This window comes from Psychrobacter sp. FME6, from assembly GCF_014861365.1.
In the GTDB taxonomy this organism is placed as follows: domain Bacteria; phylum Pseudomonadota; class Gammaproteobacteria; order Pseudomonadales; family Moraxellaceae; genus Psychrobacter.
Map to the genome: position 1 here is coordinate 1 of NZ_RRYW01000051.1, position 22027 is coordinate 22027.

The 22027-nt window shown below is 42.4% G+C and carries 15 protein-coding genes and 1 pseudogene; 5 read left to right on the forward strand and 11 right to left on the reverse strand.

Features of this window, described 5'->3' with window-relative positions:
* Positions 1–465 precede the first annotated feature (465 nt).
* Together EI162_RS08690 and EI162_RS08695 are read right to left on the reverse strand one after the other, a co-directional pair.
* Entirely contained in the window at positions 466–1926 is a 1461-nt protein-coding gene (locus EI162_RS08690) for an imelysin family protein (RefSeq protein ID WP_192523986.1), read from the reverse strand.
* A gap of 312 nt (positions 1927–2238) precedes the next feature.
* Positions 2239–2892 (reverse strand): OmpA family protein, encoded by a 654-nt coding sequence (locus EI162_RS08695; protein WP_192523987.1) that lies wholly within the window; start codon positions 2890–2892, stop codon positions 2239–2241.
* 582 nt (positions 2893–3474) lie between these two features.
* Here EI162_RS08695 and EI162_RS08700 point away from each other — a divergent pair.
* The 5 genes from EI162_RS08700 to minE all read left to right on the forward strand — a co-directional run bounded on the left by EI162_RS08700 (position 3475) and on the right by minE (position 8384).
* Positions 3475–4443: an acyltransferase gene (locus tag EI162_RS08700; protein WP_192523988.1), complete on the forward strand. Its 969-nt coding sequence runs from the start codon at positions 3475–3477 to the stop codon at positions 4441–4443.
* Positions 4444–4800: 357 nt separating this feature from the next.
* Positions 4801–5901, forward strand: a complete 1101-nt coding sequence (locus EI162_RS08705) for a hypothetical protein (protein WP_225735304.1) — start codon at positions 4801–4803, stop codon at positions 5899–5901.
* A gap of 189 nt (positions 5902–6090) precedes the next feature.
* A complete protein-coding gene (gene minC, locus EI162_RS08710; protein WP_192523990.1) occupies positions 6091–6930 on the forward strand; it encodes a septum site-determining protein MinC in 840 nt (279 codons plus the stop codon).
* A gap of 348 nt (positions 6931–7278) precedes the next feature.
* Positions 7279–8091: a septum site-determining protein MinD gene (gene minD / locus EI162_RS08715; RefSeq protein WP_192523991.1), complete on the forward strand. Its 813-nt coding sequence runs from the start codon at positions 7279–7281 to the stop codon at positions 8089–8091.
* Positions 8092–8093: 2 nt separating this feature from the next.
* Complete coding sequence (gene minE, locus EI162_RS08720) at positions 8094–8384, forward strand: cell division topological specificity factor MinE (protein ID WP_192523992.1); 291 nt, start codon at positions 8094–8096, stop codon at positions 8382–8384.
* A 232-nt stretch (positions 8385–8616) separates the two neighbouring features.
* On the opposite strand, the gene EI162_RS08725 is transcribed toward minE, so the two are convergent.
* From EI162_RS08725 to pilG, 9 genes and pseudogenes are all read right to left on the reverse strand, one after another.
* The gene (locus EI162_RS08725) at positions 8617–9144 is read right to left on the reverse strand and encodes a cytochrome b (RefSeq protein WP_192523993.1); all 528 of its coding nucleotides are present in this window, start codon (positions 9142–9144) and stop codon (positions 8617–8619) included.
* A gap of 169 nt (positions 9145–9313) precedes the next feature.
* Positions 9314–9847: a hypothetical protein gene (locus EI162_RS08730; protein WP_192524000.1), complete on the reverse strand. Its 534-nt coding sequence runs from the start codon at positions 9845–9847 to the stop codon at positions 9314–9316.
* A gap of 16 nt (positions 9848–9863) precedes the next feature.
* On the reverse strand, positions 9864–10868 hold the full coding sequence (locus EI162_RS08735) for a chemotaxis protein CheB (RefSeq protein ID WP_192523994.1): 1005 nt from the start codon (positions 10866–10868) through the stop codon (positions 9864–9866).
* A complete protein-coding gene (locus tag EI162_RS08740; protein ID WP_192523995.1) occupies positions 10858–17703 on the reverse strand; it encodes an Hpt domain-containing protein in 6846 nt (2281 codons plus the stop codon). The genes EI162_RS08735 and EI162_RS08740 overlap by 11 nt, the downstream gene beginning before the upstream one ends.
* Positions 17704–17745: 42 nt before the next feature.
* A complete protein-coding gene (locus tag EI162_RS08745) occupies positions 17746–18711 on the reverse strand; it encodes a CheR family methyltransferase (protein WP_192523996.1) in 966 nt (321 codons plus the stop codon).
* Between the two features lie 115 nt (positions 18712–18826).
* Positions 18827–20056: pseudogene (locus EI162_RS08750) on the reverse strand (methyl-accepting chemotaxis protein); the annotation flags it as partial.
* Positions 20057–20399: 343 nt separating this feature from the next.
* Positions 20400–20930, reverse strand: coding sequence for a chemotaxis protein CheW (locus EI162_RS08755; RefSeq protein WP_192523998.1), 531 nt, complete (start codon positions 20928–20930; stop codon positions 20400–20402).
* A 3-nt stretch (positions 20931–20933) separates the two neighbouring features.
* Entirely contained in the window at positions 20934–21296 is a 363-nt protein-coding gene (locus tag EI162_RS08760) for a response regulator (RefSeq protein WP_192523999.1), read from the reverse strand.
* A 197-nt stretch (positions 21297–21493) separates the two neighbouring features.
* A complete protein-coding gene (gene pilG, locus EI162_RS08765) occupies positions 21494–21871 on the reverse strand; it encodes a twitching motility response regulator PilG (protein WP_045453505.1) in 378 nt (125 codons plus the stop codon).
* Positions 21872–22027 lie beyond the last annotated feature (156 nt).

Here is a 22027-nt window from a genome sequence, read left to right on the forward strand (position 1 = left end):
TTCTCGCTTGTGTCTTTATCTGGCTGCCGCTGATTTGAATTCTATACAGCCCCTAGTAACTTAATACTAAGAAGAACCATTAAAATTATGTGCTATCCAGTTTTTCACTTTTAGTCGATAAATAATCAATCTGTAGAGCTACCCACTGACTTATCCGGCTATTTTAATACACTATAAAAAAACACGCTGCCAACCAAAATCGACAACGTGTTTATTATACATAGATTACTTTCTTATGAAAATAACTCTCATTATCTTATAGCGACTCGTCAGGTATAGCTGATTTACTTTAAAACCGATGCAGTGCTATTGCCGTCATTTTTTTGCAGCCTCTGTCGCGCTTGAAAGCAGCAAGCAAGAAAAATTTATAACAGTAGCACGTGGCTACCAACGTATCGATTTTATTTAGAATTGCCTGTATTATAAATAGAGCTGGCCAACATTTTGAAAAACATAAATCGCCAATTAAAATTGCGAGCCAGCATCAGCGTCTAAATTGTCAATACCAACCGCTTTTGCGGCGTTTTCGATACCCGAAGTCAGCTCTTGCAAGCTATTAATACCTGCTTCAATCCAACCACGGCGTTTATTTTGTTCTTCAGCAGAGATGCCTTCTTTACTCGCTTGGCCAACCGTCGCAATCATTTGATCAACTTTGATACCGTCTTTTTCGCCTTTTTCAACGATGGTATTAAAGGCATTTTCTACCTTTTTAAAATCAGCAGCGAGCTTATCAGCAGCGTCTTTATTGTCAGTATCAACGAGGTAGTGCTTAACACCATAACCACCAACTGATTTGCCAGCGACTGTTTTATAACTGCCGTTAAAGACATTTTGGATACCGCGAGCATTATTGGCATAGCTTAGATGTGTCAAATCACTAAAGCATTCGTGCTCATCTTCGGTAGAGCCAGTGACAAAAGCCACCTGCATACGCTCAGAAGCCAGCTCACCCAGTGCTAAACTGCCCATTTGATACATAATCTGACGCAGACCATTATCGTATTTACGCGCCATAAGGTCGCTTCGTAAGGTATCTTCACTTCCAGGCTGCCACTCGGCTTCCATCGCTGTTAAATCATCAACCAATAACTGTGCAGCGGCTTTTAAAAACTCACCACGACGCTCGCAGATGCTGGCATCGTCATTGGCCGTATCGCCACTGGTACATTGACCCGTTTCAGTAACATAATCTGTCACTGGACGGTTGCCTGCACCTTCGGCAACGCCATTAACGTCTTGACCCCATAGCATAAACTCAATGGCGTGATAGCCAGTCGTTACATTGGCTTCACTACCACCAATTTCATTCATTTCTGCCAATAGCTCAGGGGTAATGGTACTAGTATCTTGTTTGATACTACCAACCGTAATACTATCGCTATTGATGATGTTGTCTTTACTGTTGTACTCACCTTGATAACTATCATTGACGTAATCAATCAATGCTTCATCTAGTGGCCAAGCATTCACCTGCCCTTCCCAACCATCAACACTGCCAATCTGACGCTTATCATTGGCGGTCACAAAACCTTCATCAAAACGGAAAATCTCAGTTTGTGAATACGGCTGGCGTGCAGCTTTATAAGCCGCTCTTGCCGCCTCAAGATTTTCCTGGGTTGGTGTTGCAACATATTTTTCTACCGCAGTTTGCAATGTTTTAGCGGTCTCTAAAGAATCTTTATAGGCAGCATGTGCCATGTTTGCATAGCTGATAGCCAACCTATCAGTATGAGCTTTATCCGCAGCTGATAGCTCGGTATTGGTCGTTGACTCTGTATTTTCTACCTCTGTTTGCGTATCAGCAGTCGTATTGGCTTCTTCATTGGTTTGTTTGGTACAACCAGACACCATTAACAACCCTGCAAGTGCAGCAGCTAAAGTAGTTGGTAAGATTTTACGGCTCGTTACTGTGGTGATTGTCATACATATCCTCAAAAAATATAGCACAAAAAAATTGGTTTTAATTGGGGCATCAAATGGCACTGCCATAAAAAAACTCTATGAATTATAGAGTTATTGATAATCATTATCAATATTTAGTTTTAAATTAATGTTATCTTTTATTTGGCCGTCGTCAAACAGTCAGCTACCGCACTGACGGCAATTATTTTTGAATATTTTTAACATACCCTATATTTAAAGCATAAAAAAAGGCCAGCTAATAGCTGACCTTCTCTAAATATAAAATTCGTTAATTATTCAATCAAAATGACTCAGTCAAAAATGAACCAACTATTAATTAACTGATTGTGGTGCATTGATAACCAGCTCAACACGGCGGTTTTGTTGACGACCAGAATCACTGTTGTTATCAGCGATTGGGCGTGACTCGCCATATGCAACAACATTGATACGGTTAGAAGCGACACCGCGTGCGGTTAGATAGTTTGCGACTGCATAAGCACGGTCACGAGATAGACCTTGGTTGTATGATGCAGAACCTCTGCTATCAGTATGACCAGCAATCGTTACTGTATTTTGGTTATATTCACTCATCGTTGATGCAAGCTTGTTAAGTGTTGGCTTGAAAGATGAGTTCAAAGTAGCATCATCGAATGAGAAAGTGATGTTGCCTGGCATGACTAGATCAATATTACCGTTAGGATTTGGGGTAACTGTTACGCCAGTACCCGCCATTTGCTGCTCAAGCTGCTTGGCTTGACGCTCCATGTAATAACCAACGCCAGCACCTAGTGCTGCACCGATTGCCGCATCACGACCAGTCTTATCGCCACCTGTTGCTTTTGAAATAGCCCCGCCACCTAAAGCACCTGCCAATGTACCGACAGCAGTTTTGTTCAAGCGTTGTTGTCCAGTGTTTGGATCTGTAGCACAACCACTAAGTGCTAGACCTGATGCTACTGCTGCGACCATTAATGTATTACGCATAATATTTCCTCTCAAATTTAAAAATGAATAGACAAATTGTACTTTTTATAAAGATTTTCCGTTAATCTTATTTAGCTACTTAAATGCCAGCTACTTAAATATTAGGTATTTAAATGTTAGACACCTAAATTCAAGCAATTATGCCTGATGACCGACTTGTTTAGCCAATCACTCATTATCTCTTACTTCGCTTAGGCATTTATTTATACTCGTTATTATTATGTCAATTACAATCTAACTATGTGTAATATTTTGTCACATCTATGTATAAAAAGTGATGACCACTCGAGATGGTTTACTATCATATATAGGTGGTTTTTTAAGACGTGTTATTGCAAGTCACGTTTACACTCGTACACTATGGTTTGTTTCTGCTAAAATCAGGCAATAAAATTAACAGCGACTAAACTATATTAGTCGCATCGGTAAATAATAACTGATGATGGTTTCATTTAATTGTGACGTTTTACCCCATTGTCTTTTTAACCCCTAAAACCCACCCCCTCTGAGAAGGGTTTACAGACAACGACGCCAATAATGGATAACTTACATACCAATAAGATTGATCGAAAAGGATTTAGTATGCGACTGACTTCTACTATCAAAAAAATGCATAAACGCACCCCAAAGCTTGGAAAGGCGGTCTCGCTTGCGACAGCAACTGGTGTCATCGCTGCCAATAGCTTTGGTGGTAGTATTCCTTTATGGTTGATGGGCGTTGGCAAGATCATTACTGGCGCTCCCATTGCAGACAAAACAGTGATCAAAATTGCCACTCATTGGATCAGTAGCAACAACGCTTTAATCGATAACATGCTCCCACGTAAAGATTGGCGTATTAGCTTGCCTGATGACGTTCATATCAACGGTAAATATTTACTGGTCTGTAACCATCAAACGTGGGTCGATACCAGTATCGTGCAGTATATTAGTGAAAAACGCTTGCCACTAACGCGATTTTTTACCAAGTTTGAGCTGATTTATATTCCGATTGTTGGTCAGGCTTTTTATTTTTTAGACTTCCCCATGATGCGTCGGCACTCTAAAGAAGCAGTAGCAAAAAACCCTGCTTTAAAAGGGAAGGATATCGAAGAGGCAAAGCGTGCCTGTGCGCTGTTAAAAGACAAGCCATTTACCTTATTGAACTATTTAGAAGGGACGCGTTTTACTCAGGCCAAAAAAGCCAAGCAACAGTCACCTTACACTCATTTACTAAAGCCGCGAGCCGGTGGTCTATCGTTAGCGATCAACGCGTTAGGGGCAGACGTTGATGGCATATTAGATATGACCATCGTATATCCTGACGGTGTGCCGACCTATGGTGACTTGTGGAAAGGAAATATCAAGCGCTTGGGCGTTGATGTCAGATATATTGATATCCCTGATGATTTGTTTTTGGGTATTCAAAATGGTGGCTATGAAAACGACGAAGAAGTAAAGGCGCAGATGTTTGATTGGGTTGAGCATGTTTGGCACCAAAAAGACCAGCGTATTACAGAGATGCTGGCTGGATTTGAAGAAAGTCCTAAAGCTCAAGAGGTTGGCGATTAGAAATACCGCTACTAGAAAAAAGCCATTAGAAACAAACATTCCTGATTATGATGCCCATTTTTGAAAGGGTACCTAGTGATGCCTAAATTTTAATAAAAGATAGGTTGTTTTTTAGGCCTATTCATTGATAATGTGACTAGGCCGTGTCCTCATTTTGAAAATGGTGATAAAAATGAGGGAAATAGTAGTCAAACAAGGAAAATAGCGCAGGTAATATCAGGATATTGACCCACTATTTAACGCAGTTTGGCAAGATTTAACCATTTTTAGCCCATTTAGTCGCTTTCGTTCAGATTGAGGACACGCCCTATATCCTCTAAACCATTTGCTCTTTGTGTTATTCATCACTTATAAGGTATGACTGTGCCCGCCTCTTCTACTAACCCGCATCTGGACTCTGCGCCAGTACCGAATCAGTCGGCTCGTCTATCAGATGATGATAAGCCGCAGCGACCAAATCGTCCAAAGCCAAATCGCTTGAAGCTCACCTACCATATCGTGATGATTATCGCCATCAGCATTGATCTATTGGTCATTAGTACTGATGCTATTTTGATGAGTAATTTTAGTAGCAATGTCGCAGGCTGGCTGTCCATTAGCGACGCACTCAGCTGGTATCAAACTACCTTACATGACCCTCTACGTACTGCTGGTGGGTTTTTTACCATATTTTTAATTTTGGAGCTACTGTTACGTTGGGCGATTGCGATTAAACAAAAAATCTATTATCGCTGGTTCTTTTTTCCATTTGTGCATTGGTATGAGGTATTAGGCTGTTTTCCGCAGCTGCGTGCCTTGCGGTTGTTCCGTGCAGTGAACATCGGACGTCGCTTGTATCAGCTTGGCTATCAGGTGCTGCCGCAGCCATGGATTAATAGAATTCAGTTCTATATCGACTTACTGTTAGAAGAGCTATCTGATCGGGTCATATTGACGACTATTCATAATTTTCGCCAGCAACTGACCAATCCTGAAACGCATAAATCATTTATTGAGTCCACGATTGCTCGTAACCGTAAAGAGATTGAGGCTGCATTACTGTCCGTGCTGCGGGCAGAGCTTGCACCAAAACTGCAGGAGCTGACTACGGCAACAGGTGGCGGTAACATATTAGCCAGCGAGATGGGCAATGCCATCGAAGAAGGTTTGGCCAATACGCCCGAGTTACGCCGCTATCTACGCATGATACCCATCGCTGGTAGCTTGATTGAATCGCAACTACAACATGTCGGGCATAACATCGGTGAAAATGTCGTTTATGCGCTAAATAAGCGCCTGCTTGACCCTGAGCTTTTGGACTCATTAATGGTGGCGATTGCCAGTGGCGTCGCGCAAATAAATACTGACAACACGGCGCTGGATACCTTGATTTCGAGTATCATTGATGACAGCTTGACCGAGTTTGAAGCACAAGTAAAAGTGCAACAGTGGAAGCATCAAGACATGCTTAACCTATAGCCCATATTCCTACAAACATACCCAGTTAATAAGTTGATGTGGTTTAAGATTTAAAAAATAGACAGTAAAATACCAGTTAATGAAATAATAACTCGTAAAATACAGAGTTTTATAAAACACAGAGTATGGCTCGACAATAAAAATTGCACCGTGAATACAGCGACAAGAATATCTCTTGAGGATTTATATATGACAGTTTCAGTTAATGATAACCAGAGCTCGAGCGCCGCACCAGCATTACCAGCACTGGCATTTTATGGCAAAATGCTGACCTTTTCACGTTTGCAGTTCAGTACCAATGATTTAAGCGCGATAGATGCCCAGCTTGCTGAAACGCTCAGCAACAAGTCTAGTAACATTCCTATTCTGATTGACAGCGAGATAGAGCAAGATTTATCTGCATTGGTAGAGCTACTATGGTCATGGGGTTTACAACCTATCGGAGTCATAACGGGTGCACTCGACCCACAAGCTCATGAGCTACGCTTAGCGATATTTCCAGCAGATGGCAAGCGTATCGAGCGCATTTTACCCAGTAAGAAGGCCGTAACTGAAGTCCAGAAAGCAGCAGAAAATGAGAGCCTAGACTCAAGCCATAATGAGGTAGCAGCCAGTCAGTCAGCTAGTGAGCCTGCAACTAAGACCACCATATCTGAGGTTACCGCAGAGACATTACTAAGTGCTGAGCATATTACCAGCCTGATTTATGACCAAATGCTGCGCTCAGGGCAGAGCCTCAACCACGTTGGTGGTGATTTAATTTTGACCAACAGTGTCAATAGCGGTGCCGAAGCGATTACCGATAATAGCTTACACGTTTATGGTCGTGCCCAAGGACGCTTGGTTGCAGGGGCCACTGGTGACAAAGACGCCCGTATTTTTTGCCAAGTATTTAACCCTTCATTGGTCTCAGTGGCAGGCACTTATTGCTTACGAGACAATCTACCCGAGCATGTGATTGATAAGTCTGTACAAGTCAGGTTTATAGAAGGTGAAGGTTTGGTATTTACTGTGATGGATGAGGCCTAAAAGTTATTGACTGGGCAAAAAATCGGACATATTATTCGCTTCATATTGCGGTAAGTTTATTTAACAAAACTGTTCTATAATGATTCGCTGCCTCTGTCACTATCTACACTTTCATGAGCGTTTACTTTATTATTCATATACGGTGATATCCGCTAACAAGTTTTAGACTGCCAGACCTTATGGCTTATGTATATGAGCTGTTTTTCTGCTTTAGTATAGACTTGCTATAAATTTTTACTTATTTATGCTAGGCTAGCTTCGCAGGTCGTGCATATATAATATGTGAATAATATACGAGTGCGCTATTTATATAAAAGATATCCCATTGATTCATAGGAGTGTGCCATTGTGGCGAAGATAGTTGTAATCACTTCAGGTAAAGGCGGTGTGGGTAAAACCACGACAAGTGCCTCTTTTGCTGCTGGTTTAGCATTGCGTGGCTATAAAACAGTCGTTATCGATTTTGATGTGGGTCTACGTAATTTAGACTTAATCATGGGTTGTGAGAATCGAATCGTTTATGACTTTGTTGATGTCATTAATGGTAACGCACGCTTGTCGCAAGCACTGGTCAAAGACAAGCAGCTTGAAAATCTGTATATCTTGCCTGCAAGTCAGACGCGCGATAAAGACGCACTGACCAACGAAGGCGTATCAGAGGTCATGGCTGAATTGTCTCAACAGTTCGACTATATCATCTGCGACTCGCCTGCTGGTATCGAGCGCGGTGCACAGCTCGCCATGTATCACGCTGACGAAGCCATCATCGTCACCAATCCTGAGATTTCTTCAGTACGTGACTCAGATCGTATTATTGGTATCCTACAAAGCCAGACCAAAAAAGTAGCTGAAAACCAAGGTGCGGTACGTGAGCATTTGATTGTGACTCGTTATAATGCCGAACGTGCCGCTGCTAACGAGATGATGGATATTGATACCATTTCTAATGATATTCTAAAAGTGCCATTGCTTGGCGTCGTTCCTGAAAGTCATTCAGTGTTAGAAGCATCTAACCATGGTGAGCCAGTTATTCATTATACTGATTCTGTTGCTGGTCAATGTTATGATGACATCGTCGCCCGTTTCTTAGGCGAAGAACGTCCGTTACGTCATATTGACGTGAAGAAAAAGACTTTATTACAGCGCTGGTTTGGGGGTTAATGATGACTAAGAAGAAAGGATTTTGGAGTAGCCTATTTGGTACTGATGATAATAACAGCGCAGGTAGTGCTAATTTAGCCACTGAACGTCTTAAGGTTATCGTTGCTAGCGAAAATCGTTTGAACAACCGCTTGACGGTTGATCGTATCGAAAAAATGAAACGTGAAATCTTAGAAGTGGTCAATAAATATGTCAACGGCGTTCAGATTGATGATGTCAATATCAATCATCGTTCTGAAGACAGCTTAGATGTACTAGAAATGAACATCAATTTACCTGAGCACAAAAAGTAAGTCTATTGACTGTACAATAGATACGTAAACTCTTTAATTATACCAAACCCAAAAAGTACGATTAGCCGTGTCAAACTCGTTTAGTCTACAATGCGTAGCACTTGCACTCATTTTCCTTGCTACTCTAATTTTTGTGAATGGTATTACGTATAAAAAAAGCCCTAAGTATCATTACTTAGGGCTTTTTTGTGCTTATCTTATATCCTACAAGACCAATATTCTCTAAAATCAACTATTTCATGCGCGCCATTAAATTGTCTTTTTTGATGTATTGATGATATAAAGCCGCGCCAATATGAACCAACGTAAAAGCAATAATCATGGGCCAAATAATATCGGTGTGTAAATCATTATAAAATCGCGCCAAGCCTCTATCAGGGGTAACAAACACAGGGATTTGAAACAAGCCAAAGACATCAACAGGCCGACCACCATAAACAGACATCAGCAAACCTACAATAGGCATGGCAATCAAGATAGCATAGAGGGCGAAGTGCGATAATTGAGACAGTAGCTGCTGCCACTTCGGCATTGGTGCTGCGGGTGGTGCTTTAGTAAAGAGGCGGTTTATGACGCGTGCTACCATCCAAAATAACAAACTAATCCCAAAGGATTTATGCAATCCTATATAGAGTTTGCTATCGAGATTATTATATAACAACATCATTATCCATGTGATGAGCAATAAAATCGCGCTGACCCAATGAAACAAGCGGCTAGTGACTGACCACTTTACCAAATTCGGATGAGTATTATTCATGAGCTACTTTATGACCTTTATATCGCTGGTTATCTTTATCGATGTTATAAACAAGACAGTAACTGACTCAACAATCAGGCTCAGCGCTGAAGTTCAGCGACGCAAAGACCGGTGAAGTTGCTGGATTACCATCTTGGTAGTAAAGACTAACCCAAACATAGGAAAAAAGCTAGCTGTCTAAATCAACCAACTGATGCGCAATTTTGTCCAAGTCTGGCACCAAGTAAGGTTTTTCATCGATCATAACGGTTTGAAAAAGGTAGGATAGCACATCATTTTCACTAAAGCGTCCTTCAGTTTCGTCGATGTTTATACTCTCAAGCTGCTCATGGTCATTAAGTGTCTGATAATTATTAAGTTGTTCAGGAACTTCAATATCTTTAACCTCAGAAATACGCGCTTGCAAATGACGCAGCTCACCCATCGTTTGCAAAGCAAAGCGGTGCTCTAAAGTATTGCCTTCTAAAACAATCATTTTGTCTGGTGCTTGTTCCTCTGGAAGTAAATGAAATACAGCCACTTCTTGCTGCTGCCAATCATAACTAGAGGTACGCTCATGGTAATCATCCACGCTCAAAACCAAGCTGCTTGGAATAATCCAATCAGGCTGATTAAATGCTGGAACAATAGTAACATCGAGCATACCATTGTTAGTGGTCAGTAAGCTTACTGCCTCAAACGAATGTTTTAAAATTGGTTTCATCATCGCTCACCATAAGTTAATGTAAAGAGGCAGTAGCCGCCCTTTCATCAATATAATCCATCAGTTTTTTTGCTAATTCCGCAGGGCTACCGACAAAACTACAGTATCCTGAATCAATAATAGCCTGAGGTTGACTCGGACAAGTACTTAAACTGGGTTGTTGCGCCCATAATTGACTGTTGTTATCTTGAATAAGATCCAAATACTGAGAACCATCGTTGCCCATACCTGAAAATATAATATTGATAAGCTCGCTACCATAAACATCACTGGTGTTTTTGAGGATTTTACCAATAGCAGGTTTATACTCGCCATCCCAAGCTTGGTCTAACAATATCACTCGACCAGTCGAATCACAAACAATCTGCTTATCAACAGGTGCTATAAGACACTGGCCTGCTCTTAAACGCTGCGACGAAGTAATGACCTGACAACGCCAGTTATTTTGGCGATTAAGTATGCGTGGCAATGTACCAATCATGGTTTGGTTAAAGTGGTGCGCTAATAATATACAAACAGGCAGCGTGGTTGGTAAGTTATCCAAAAACTCTTTTACGGCGCTAGGTCCACCCATAGAAGCACCCAAAAACACTACATAGCGCCAATCGGTATCCATATTGTCGCTGTTATCAGCTGGACTATCTATTAGCATCGGCAAATCAAGCATTTGCGCCAGTTTACGCTTTAACTTACGCTGCCACTTGGCATATTGCTGCGCCTCATTAAGATAAGGTGCCTGACTAAAACCTACCAGTACAGTGGATGACTTAGAAGCAGTGGTCGCAGTCGCCACATTATCGTCATAGTCACTATCGATGAGCCAGATATCGATAGCCACATCAGAGAGCTCAGGTTTTTCTTGCAATTGTACTCGTGATAAACAGCCAACAAGGCTAAAGCCACAACTGTGTATGGTATCGGAAAAAGCCATACGCTGACGGTGATCTTCTGCAATTATCAGTACTTTAATATCTTGATTATTTTTTTCTTTTAGTGCTACAATACGCGTATTATCCTTCATGAGTCAGACTGACCTCTGAACCCAGTAGATTCCGGATTTTATTGAGCAGCTCTTTTTCTTGGAATGGCTTACCCATATAGTCATTTACGCCGATTTCTAGCGCACGTTCACGATGTTTTTCACCTGTACGTGATGTAATCATAATAATTGGAATATCTTTCAGGCGCTTATTATGTCTGACTTGGGTCGCTACCTCGAAACCATCCATTCTTGGCATTTCAATATCCAGCAACATCATGTCTGGCGTTGTCTCTTGTAGTATCTCAATGGCGTCGACCCCATCTTTTGCAACGATGACATTGAAGCCTTGGCGCTCCAAGAAGCGTGACGTCACTTTACGGACAGTGACTGAGTCATCAACAACCAATATAGTAGGTTTGGTCGTCTCTATGCGTGTTCGTTTAGTTTCGGCAGCTTGCGGTATATTTTTAACCAGCTGCGCATTACGCATTAAAGCGATCAAATCTAAAATGAGCATCACTGAACCATCACCCATGATGGTCGCTGCTGAAATACCCTGTAAATTTGATAACTGTTGACTTAATGGCTTGACCACCACTTCAATCCGCGAGCCTGCAATCTGATCTACTTGCAGAGCAATATTCTGCCCCGTACGGTTTTTAATAATAATAAGCGGTAAGCTGGTATTGGTGTTGACCACCAGCTCGTTCAATTTATTACCTGATAAAATCTCATTTAGATAGCGTACTCGATAATCGACATCTTCAAAGTTCAAGGTGTCATTATCAGACTGATAATAGTCGTAAAGCTTTTCTGGGTTGATACGAACCACACGCTCAATCTGTACCAGTGGTATGGCATAGTAACGATCCGCTGCACGTACTACCAAAGCATCAGATACGGCAACCGTCAGTGGTAAGCGCATCGTAAAGATTGATCCTTTACCAAGCTCTGAGACGACAGACACAACGCCACCTAACTGACGAATCTCACTGATCACCACGTCCATGCCAACGCCGCGTCCAGAGATTTGGGTGATTTGTTTACTGGTACTCAACCCAGCGTTAAAGATATACTGCATGATATCGAGATCAGTGAGGCTGCTATCATTCTTATCGATAAGACCTTGAGAAATAGCCTTTTTACGTACGGATTCTACATCGATTCCGCGACCATCATCACTTAACTGAATGACAATCTCACTGCCTTCGCGGCGAACTTCTAGAGTGATACGCCCGCTACGTTCTTTCCCTGCTCTGAGACGTGTCGAAGTACTCTCGATACCATGATCGACGGCGTTACGGAGCATGTGTTCAAGTGGCGAGGTAATACGCTCTAGAATGGTTCGATCCATCTCATCATCAGCGTTGATAATAGTCAGTTCAACAGACTTATTAAGCTCATTTGCCGTCTGACGCACGATACGCTCAAGACGCGGTGTCAGACGCGTAAACGGCACCATACGAGAATTCATGAGGCCATCTTGCAACTCAGTTTGCGTGCGCGACAGCTGCAATAAGAGGCCTTCACTGTCACGGGTTTTTTCTAACAACGTATGATTAATATCAACCAAATCTGAGGCTGACTCTGTCAAAGACTTTGATAATTGATTCAAAGAAGAATATTGATCCATTTCTAGAGGGTCAAAGCCTTCATTATTAATCAACTCCTCATCTATCTGCGATAAAACCTGTGCTTCAAGCTCAATTTCCATCCGACGCAACTGATCTGCCAAGCGCTGTACCGTCGTACCCATCTCTTCAATACTACTGGTCAAGCTACTGATACCCATATCGATACGGGCACGGTTAATCGCTGATTCGCCAGACAAGTTAATCATATGCTCGATCAAACCACCTGAAATACGGATCATCTCATTATTACTAACGCTTTGCTCTTCTTCATTAGTGTGGTTGATCATAGACGGCATGTCACTAATATCTTTTGCCAGATACTGTGAGCCTTGATTTTCTTTAGCAATCAATATTGCTTCACGCTGTGCCTGCAAAGACTCTTTAGGAACTTGTCTTAAGCTATCAGGGTTTCTACTAAACTGTTGCAGTGCCTCAATCAGTAACGCCGGTATCGGTGGGTTGACCTGCTCACTCAAAATAAACACTGCGTCAGCAAGCCAATCATGACTGGCAACCAACAGCTCTAATACCTTCTTGGTTGCAGGGCGGCGCTTATTGACAAAATCCTTGTACACCGACTCCATCTCATGAGACAAATCAGCGATACCGGACGCTGTCACCATACGTGCGCCACCTTTGATGGTATGCAAATCGCGTTGCAGCGCCTGTAGAGCTGTCGTGTTATTGGTATCTTTTAAGAATAATTGCAGATATTTATTACGGTTGGTAAGCTCTTCTGCTTCTTCTAAAAACACCGATAATATATCAGGATCAGGTAGTCCATTAGCCCATGACTGCTTAATCAGGGTATCGAGGTTGAGTGTCTCTGAACCTGTCTCACTACTATGAGTACTTATGCCATCAATAACTTGAGGCGCAGCTGCCGCATTGTCTTTTGGTACTGGAATGATTAGCTCTACCGTTTCTGGCAATGTTTTGGCTTTTTCAAGTTGCTGCAACTGCTCAATCAGCTCAGGGGTAAAAAACGATTTTCTGTAATTGACGATATGCATGATTTGCAGAGACATCGTGTCTTGCACCATTTGCATAATTTCCAGCCATTGAGCTGTCGGTGTTCGTCTGTTCTCTACAAACGCTTCATAAACGCTTTCCGCTTCGTGGGTGAGATCGCCAATACTACGAATACCTGCCATGCGCGCACCACCTTTGATCGTGTGCAGATGGCGTTGTAATACCTTTAGGGCATTAATATTAGTGATATCAGTGCGCCACTTATTGAAGCTTTCATCCAATGCCGCATCAAGCTCTTGCGCCTCTTCTAAGAAGATTTCTAACAACTCCATATCGGTATCAATAGACTCAAGCTGTAGCTCAGGCGCAGCAACACTGCGAACGATAAAGCCACCTTCATCACCACTGTCATCATCTTGATAAATACGCTGTAAATCTGCAATAACTTGCGTATCAACCTTCAATGATGTGCTACCTGCTAATGCATCAAACAACCCGACTAATTGAGCATGACCGGCATGCAATATGGCTTGAACGTCCGCATCCTTTGCTTTATCAAGGTTATCGTTGAGATAACTATAAGCATTACCTAACTCGCCGAGTATCAAAGTAAATTTCGGAAATTCTTGCGCTTTATTGGTAAGGTGTTTTATTTGTGATATTTGCTGTTCTATATACTTTTGAACTTGCCCTACCTCAGAGTCGTTCAGTGCCTCATCTAGCTGCCACTCAGCATCTAGCAGTTCATCAATATTATTATCGAGCAGCTGCTCTATCGTTGGCTTATTATCAGTCTCAATTTTATTATCACCAATGATGTATTGCTCGCCAAGCATCGCTTGCAACGAAGCTATATCTTGCTCGCTTTGGTTATCTTCCTCTGATGTATTTTGTTGCTGAGCATTTTGTTTATAATTGCTTAGATAACCATCCATCAACGTGGCAGACTGAGCCAATGCCTCTAAATGCTGAGCACTCATGGCGGTATCCTGCTGCTGTAATAGCTCTAGGCTTTGCTCTATTGTGCCACTCACTTCGCTGATCGCAACCAAAGCACTAGAGCCAGACGCGCCCCTTAGCGTATGAAATGCACGTACAATCTCATCGGTGACTTCGATATAAGGTTTATCTTGATGCTCATCAACGAATTGATCAATATCCTGCAATAGTCCTTCTGCTTCATCGATAAAAATCTCACAGAACACTCTTTCTTCTTCGCTTTGAGGCGCTAAAATAACTGGCGCTTCTGCTATTTTTTCATTGACAGAGTAGATAGTTTGCAACGTTGAGTCTATCTCTTCATTATCATAAATAATCTTGGTTGCATTAGAGTCGGGCAGTAATGCTGACCCTTGAAGTACTTCATGCTCAGAGTCTTTCGATGCTTGTTGATATAATGCAGCGTAACTGAACGCATCACCTTGCTGCTTACTATAAGCGTTAGCACAGGCAATCCATAGTGGCACTATCTCTGGATAATCTTGAAGGTTATTCTCAAAGGTAGTGAGCATAGCAGGATAAGCAGCTAAGACTTCTGCAATGAGCTGACGCATATCGGCTGAAGCCACAATACTGTGATCCAAGATACGGTTCAGCATGTTTTCTATCGCCCATGCCAGCTCAGCAGTATAGTTAGCCCCAACCATACGCCCCGAACCTTTTAGGGTATGAAATCCGCGACGGATATCCATCAGCTTGCTTAGATCAGTCGGTGACAATCGCCACTCTTCATACAAAGGTACAATTTCATCCAACACTTCGTTGGCTTCTTCTATAAATATCTCTTTAATATCAGGATCAGCATCGTCAGCATCCACTGGTAGTTGCTCAGTCTCTAACATAAATGGTGCAAGCACTGCTGGAATTTGCAGCTCAGATGAAGAGTCATTTAGATGTCTTGCTTCATTTTGGTAAGTGTTTGAAGTTTCGACATCATCCGCAGTTATCGCCGTTGAAACGGCTGTCTGTGACGCTGACGTATTTTCTAAAGTAGAGCCGCTATTATCTAATTCATCAGGTGCCGTCTCAGGTATGATTAACCCAGTATTAATAGGCTGCTGCGTCATCAGGTTTTGGCTTTGTAGAATAGTGATAGCAGGATCTAGACTTGGCGGCTGTTGCGCCTCAAAATCTGCGACCATAACGGGTAAGCGTTTTACCGTATCCATCACCAAATTTACCACCTCGTCTGTGACAGGTAAGGTCTTGTCTAACAGACGATTGAGTAGGTTTTCAATTGACCATGCCATCTCACTAACACTAAAGGCACCAACCATACGGCCTGAACCTTTTAAGGTATGAAAGCCTCTGCGTACTTCAGTTAACGGTGTTAAATCCTGTGAATCTTGCTGCCAAATAGGTAGGAAGTCTTGTAGGTCAGTGATAACCTCTGTCGCCTCTTCGATAAAGATCTCACGAATATCTTCATCCACATCAAAATTGTCAGGCTTCACTTGCTCACGCGCTTGTAGCAACGCTTCACTCTCACCAGCATTACTCAGACCATTAGCATGAGATTTTTGCTCAGTAACAGGGATAATTTCACCACTATCATCGTAACGAAGGACATCCGTTGCTGCTGGCTTTTGAGTAACAAAGGTATCATTGACCGTCTCTGGTGCTTCAATATAGACATTGATAAGCTGCGCCGCTTTAGCCGTATATTCATTTGCCCGCGTCAACAACTGCTGGTCAAAAATCTGCTGCGCAAGGTAGTCAAGTAACAACTCTATAGAAGTTAGCCCCTCAGCTAAGGCTTGAGTCACATCCCAACTGAGCGTTTTCACCTTATGAACCGCCAGCTGTATAAATAGACTGGCCATATCATCTATGGTTTGATTAATAGCGGGCAAGCCTATATCAGCAAAAGCATGACCAATTTTGGTAAAATCTTGGGCAGCTGGCAACAAATGAACATCTTGATGCTGTATGTACTCGTTAAAGCTTTGTTTTACCTCTTCTACCGCAATGCGCAATTCACGCAAGCCTTCACCAGCAGAGATAGTTTCTTGACTGTCTTCCAGCTGAGTATCAGCTCTATCAGCTGCTTCAGAGGCGGTGGTAAAAGAAGCAGCTTCCCCTATCTTGAGAGATATCGTCTGTTCAGTTTTATAGATAGCATCATACAGCGCTTGGAGCTTACGCTCAATATGACGCTGCTCTGGTGCATATCCTGCCTCTGACGATAGAGCCTGCTCTATATCCGTAAAAATAGCATCGATTTGCGACACAAAATAAGTCCAGCCTCGACCTTCAAGCTGATTTTTTATTTTTCGTAAAGGATTTAGAAGGGTGTCCGGCTTATCTAAATCAAAGATAAGGGTTTCAAGCTCGCTCAATATACGCGGTAAAAAGCGTACAGGTGAGGTGCTTTGTGATAAATGCCTTAATATAAGTTGGGTGCTATCGCTAATTTGCGCAAGACCACTTAACTCGATATAGACATCTATAATTAAGCTTCTAATCAGGCGTGAACACATCTCAGCTTGTTGAACACCAGTCTCTATTACTTGCTCAAGCTGGCTTAACAGAGGTACATAATGGGTAGGGAGCGGTGTTTCATTATGAGCCAGCTCATTTAACCATAGCTCGACTAGATACCACAGACGCTGTACATTCTTATCCTGAGCAGTCTGCCATAGATATTGACTAACCTTCTCTAACACAGACAATACAGGCGCTTGATTAACATTGGCAAGCAATAGTTTTTGTACCTGCTGTCGCCAACCCATTAATAACTGTTGGTACTGATAGTCTGCTAAGTGCGCCGTGACTCTACTAACTGGTATCAACGACTCAATGCTATCGATAATATTGTCTTCGATAGCATCATTGTTTAGATTGTGATGGGTGTCACCGCTAGAGATGACAGGTGAGTCTGTCGCTATACCGAATAGCGATAATGCTTGGGTCAGATCGTTAGTAGCTTTATTGATCAAAGCTGTGTGGTAGCTACCTGTAAGTGCATATTGATTCAATTCACGCTGCAATAACCGCTGAGAAAACTGGCCAATGCGTCGACTGTCAATAGAGAAATCATCATGATTACTTAAGCCTGCTAATAAACTTAAATTATTGGCAAGGGTGGCTAAAAAAGGCAGGTTGATCATAGTCAGCGCGCCGCCAACCTGATGGTAATGCTGCGCCATCTGCTCGTAATTAGTGCTGTTAGCCTCTAATTGCCAGCCTTCAGCTACCTGTGATAATTGCTGATTAAATAGCGGTAATAACCACTCAAGCGTCACTATGTCATTGGGCTGGTTTTTCATAGGGTCATCCTAACTCGTCTAGGCACTAATTTAGGCACTAATTTAGGCACTGATTTTTTGCCACACATTAACCTGTTGGTGCGCAATACGGCGCATATTCGAAGGACGCCAAAATAACGCCTCACCTGGAGCCAATATAATATATCCACCTAATGCACACTGCTCAGCTAATCGCGCCAAAATATCACGCTGATCAAATTTGCGAAAATACAACAGCATGTTTTGACAAATGATAATGTTTTGAAGGTGCGAAGTGGGTGGCTCTTGTTCAATAATGTTATGTAAAGCAAAGCTGACATACGGTTGTAAAGTTGGTGCAATTTCCCAGTGTACCTGAGCGTTAGTGGTTGCTGCTTTTCCTGTAGAAGAAGCAAAAAGACTCGAGCCGTCAATTGCATGCTTAGCTGATAAAGGATGAATGAATTGCTGACAACGTTGAGGTATTAAGGGCAACTGGCGTTTATGATACCGTCCTAACTGTGATTTTTTGATCGCTTGTTGGCTGACATCGGTGCCCAGTATCGTATAGTTCTCCAGTTGCTCAGATGCCAAGCTCATGGCTAACGACCAAGTCTCTTGCCCGCTCGCACAGCCAACACTCCAAATACGAAATAAACCATCAGAATGACTGTCAGCAACACCGTTAATAGTACCCTTCACCGTACGTAGTTGCTGGTACTGCAATGCGTATTTGGTGACAAAATCTATCGAAGGTTTATGCCGAAAGAAACGGCTTTCATGAATCAGTACTTTATCCAATAGTTGCTGACGCATCTCATCATTTTTTGGTAATTGATACCACAGCTGCTGAGGTGTCAGTCTATGCGCTGCCGCCGTGTGGTCAATCGCATTTATCAGCCACTGCAACTGGCCATTTGGTAAGACAAAACCAATTTCTTGCTCTATATACCGTTGCCACTGCTGAGCATCAAAATCACCGTCCTGCACCAACGCCCGAACCACGGTAGGTTTAATTGGCCTTGTGTCTGGTTGAGTAAAATTCTTCACGTCACCTGCTATAATTACTGCGGCACATCATTGTAATGGGCACCGTATTTTTATTAACATTGCATTTTAAAAACGGCAGTTTTTATCAAGGCCTCATGATTATCAAAAAGTGTGATTAAACACTTTCTGACAAAGTCTCCTCAGTATCCATCATGTCATCAGCTAATAACTCATCATCATCCAATACTTTAAAACCTGTCACTGACTCTTGAAGGGCTGCAGCCATTTCGCTCAACTCACCAATAGAGCGTGCCGTTGCCATCGTACCAGATGATGTTTGTGAGGTAATATCTTGAATAATATTCATGGTATGAGAAATATGACCAGCAGACTCAGCCTGCTGTAATGCAGCGTTTGAGATATTCTGAATCAAATCAGCCAGCGTGTTAGAAACGCTCTGTACTTCCTCTAGTGCTTCACCAGCATCTTTTGCCAAACGAGCACCGCGTACTACTTCAGAGGTGGTTGATTCCATTGACATGACCGCTTCACTGGTATCCGCCTGAATGGTTTTTACCAAGGTTTCGATCTGCTTGGTCGCGTTGGCTGAACGCTCAGCCAGACGTTGAACCTCATCAGCAACCACCGCAAAACCGCGCCCTGCTTCACCAGCCATCGACGCCTGAATAGCAGCGTTTAGTGCCAAGACGTTGGTTTGGTCAGCAATATCATTAATCAAACCAACGATATCACCAATCTCCTGCGATGACTCACCAAGACGTTTGATACGTTTTGAGGTTTCTTGTATCTGATCACGAATAACGTTCATACCTTCGATAGAGCGCTGGACCACCTCTGCCCCATTATAAGAAATAGCAACTGAGCGCTGGGCAACGGTTGCTGATTCTGCCGCGTTATTTGAAACTTGGTCAATAGATACGGTCATCTCATTAATAGCCGCTGACACACCAGCAATTTCCTGCGCTTGATGTTCAGATGCTTCCGCAAGCTCAACCGCGTTCATCTGCGTTTGATCTGAGGACTGCGACACACGATCAGCGGTACTGTTAATAACCAGTACCAATTGGCGTAATTGGTCAATGGCAAAGTTCACGGAATCCGCAATCGCACCAGTAAAATCTTCTGATACAGTTGCATTAACGGTCAAATCCCCTTCTGCCAAATCACCCAATTCATCGAGCAAACGCAGAATCGCGATCTGGTTACGCTCGTTTTCTTCTTGGATTTGACGCGCACGCTCAGACTCAGCTTCTGCTTCTTGACGGCGACGTAGTGTTTCCTTTTCGATAAGCAGTCGTTCTGAACCACCGCGCTGTTTGAGTAGCTGATATAAAGCAAGTAAAATGCCCAATATACCTATAACGAATACCACCACCGGCAGAATAACCGACTGGTTAAAGTCTGTTAAATACTGACTTACCGATGATAACGAGTTGACCAGCCAAACCAGACAAGCCACACTTATTAGAACAAAAAGACCTAATAATAACTTCCACTTGCTGTCCGCTGTTGCGTTGGGCGTACCAGCTACAGGTTTTTTTATAACATCACTCATCGTGCGTATCCTTTCAAACAATCGTCAAAGTCTTGTCGTGACTGACTTTGACAATCTTATTGTTATCAAAACAACAGTGATTAACAAAGCCTGTATGAATGCTGATATCAAATCAAGTCATTCGCTATTATGTCGCCATCGTGCTAACCGCTGATTCTCTCTGTATCAAAAACTATATCGCAGCATCCGTATACTGCAGGTCTTGCACGAGCAAGCTTGGCATAAAAGTATACCAATCTTGATCATTCTTAAAAAACTTACCATGGTTGTAAGGAGCAAAGGGCGAATTGGCATCGATCGCTTCTGGGCGATATTGGTCTTGAGTAAACTGCTCAATTCCTAGCACTTGGTCTACCAGCAGTCCTGAAAAGACAGTGTCATGTTCGATAACAATGACTTTGCGTTGGCTCATTTGTGTTAAACGACTGGGCACCTGCAAAAACTGTGACAAATCCGTTAGAGGCAATAAGCGCCCACGAATATTGGCGATACCAAGCATCCATGGCTTTACCAGAGGCAAGCTTGTGTACTCTGGCATGGTTAATACTTCTGATACCTGACCCATTGGAGCAACCATACGCTGCCCACCAATCTCAAATACCACACCTTGCCAGTCGAACTCTTGGCCACCGCGACGCCCACTTTTGCGCGCCCGTGCCAGATCTGCTAGACGCAGAAGCTCAATAAATCCTCTGGAAGCCACAATCTACTCCATTACTTTGCGAATGATACTGACCAGTCCATTTTCATCGATGGGCTTGGCCATATACTCTTTAGCGCCTTGACGCTTACCCCACACTCTATCGGTCTCTTGATTTTTGGTACTAATCATAATGATGGGGATATGTGAAGTGGTTTTACCACGAGTAATTTTTCGAGTGGCCTGAAAACCATTCATTTCAGGCATAACCACGTCCATTAAGATCACATCTGGTAGATGATCAGCCGCCATTTGACAGCCTTGCTCACCATTTGTTGCCTCTAACACCTGAAAGTTGTTTTTAGAGAGCATGTCGCGAAATTTCGCCATCTCAGATGGCGAGTCGTCAATGACTAAAACAGTAGTCATGGGAATTTCCTTTATTTTCGAAGATATCTATAAGGATATATTCGTATATTATTGAGACAAACCGTTTGAAAGTAACACACCAACACCTTAGGGCGTATCATTTTCAATATGGCTGTTATGAAGTGCTGAGCAACCATTAGTAATGGTAGTGGCTAAATTTCTTTTGTTCACGATATTCTTTTATTAGCGGTACTCGATTAGCGATACTGGTTGATTGCTTCAAATAGCTCATCTTTACTAAATGGTTTGGTCAAATATTCGTCAGAGCCGACGATACGACCGCGTGCTTTGTCAAACAGGCCATCTTTAGACGACAACATGATGACTGGTTTACTGGCGTAATCAGGATTGTTTTTTATCAATGCGCAGGTCTGATAACCATCTAAACGTGGCATCATGATGTCGACAAAAATAATATCGGGGTTATTATCGACAATCTTTGCTAAAGCATCGAAACCATCAATGGCGGTCACTACTTCACAGCCAGCTTTTTGTAATAAAGTCTCTGCGGTACGGCGAATGGTTTTTGAATCATCAATCACCATTACTTTTAAACCATCAAAATTATTTTCCATTATCATTATCCTATGAACGACTATTTATTCGTAACGCTATTTGTCAATGCAAGATTTGCCTATTATTTCAACTTTTAATATTACTTATTAACTTTTAATAACTTAGATTAACACATGAAGTGCAATACCAAATGCGAGGTGAAAAAAAGACCTAGA

Coding starts and splice junctions, on each gene's coding strand:
- pilG (WP_045453505.1), bottom strand. CDS start 21,871: ATGGAAAATAATTTTGATGGTTTAAAAGTAATGGTGATTGATGATTCA.
- EI162_RS08705 (WP_225735304.1), top strand. CDS start 4,801: ATGACTGTGCCCGCCTCTTCTACTAACCCGCATCTGGACTCTGCGCCA.
- EI162_RS08760 (WP_192523999.1), bottom strand. CDS start 21,296: ATGACTACTGTTTTAGTCATTGACGACTCGCCATCTGAGATGGCGAAA.
- EI162_RS08690 (WP_192523986.1), bottom strand. CDS start 1,926: ATGACAATCACCACAGTAACGAGCCGTAAAATCTTACCAACTACTTTA.
- EI162_RS08735 (WP_192523994.1), bottom strand. CDS start 10,868: ATGAAGGATAATACGCGTATTGTAGCACTAAAAGAAAAAAATAATCAA.
- EI162_RS08700 (WP_192523988.1), top strand. CDS start 3,475: ATGCGACTGACTTCTACTATCAAAAAAATGCATAAACGCACCCCAAAG.
- EI162_RS08695 (WP_192523987.1), bottom strand. CDS start 2,892: ATGCGTAATACATTAATGGTCGCAGCAGTAGCATCAGGTCTAGCACTT.
- minC (WP_192523990.1), top strand. CDS start 6,091: ATGACAGTTTCAGTTAATGATAACCAGAGCTCGAGCGCCGCACCAGCA.
- EI162_RS08730 (WP_192524000.1), bottom strand. CDS start 9,847: ATGAAACCAATTTTAAAACATTCGTTTGAGGCAGTAAGCTTACTGACC.
- EI162_RS08725 (WP_192523993.1), bottom strand. CDS start 9,144: ATGAATAATACTCATCCGAATTTGGTAAAGTGGTCAGTCACTAGCCGC.
- minE (WP_192523992.1), top strand. CDS start 8,094: ATGACTAAGAAGAAAGGATTTTGGAGTAGCCTATTTGGTACTGATGAT.
- EI162_RS08740 (WP_192523995.1), bottom strand. CDS start 17,703: ATGAAAAACCAGCCCAATGACATAGTGACGCTTGAGTGGTTATTACCG.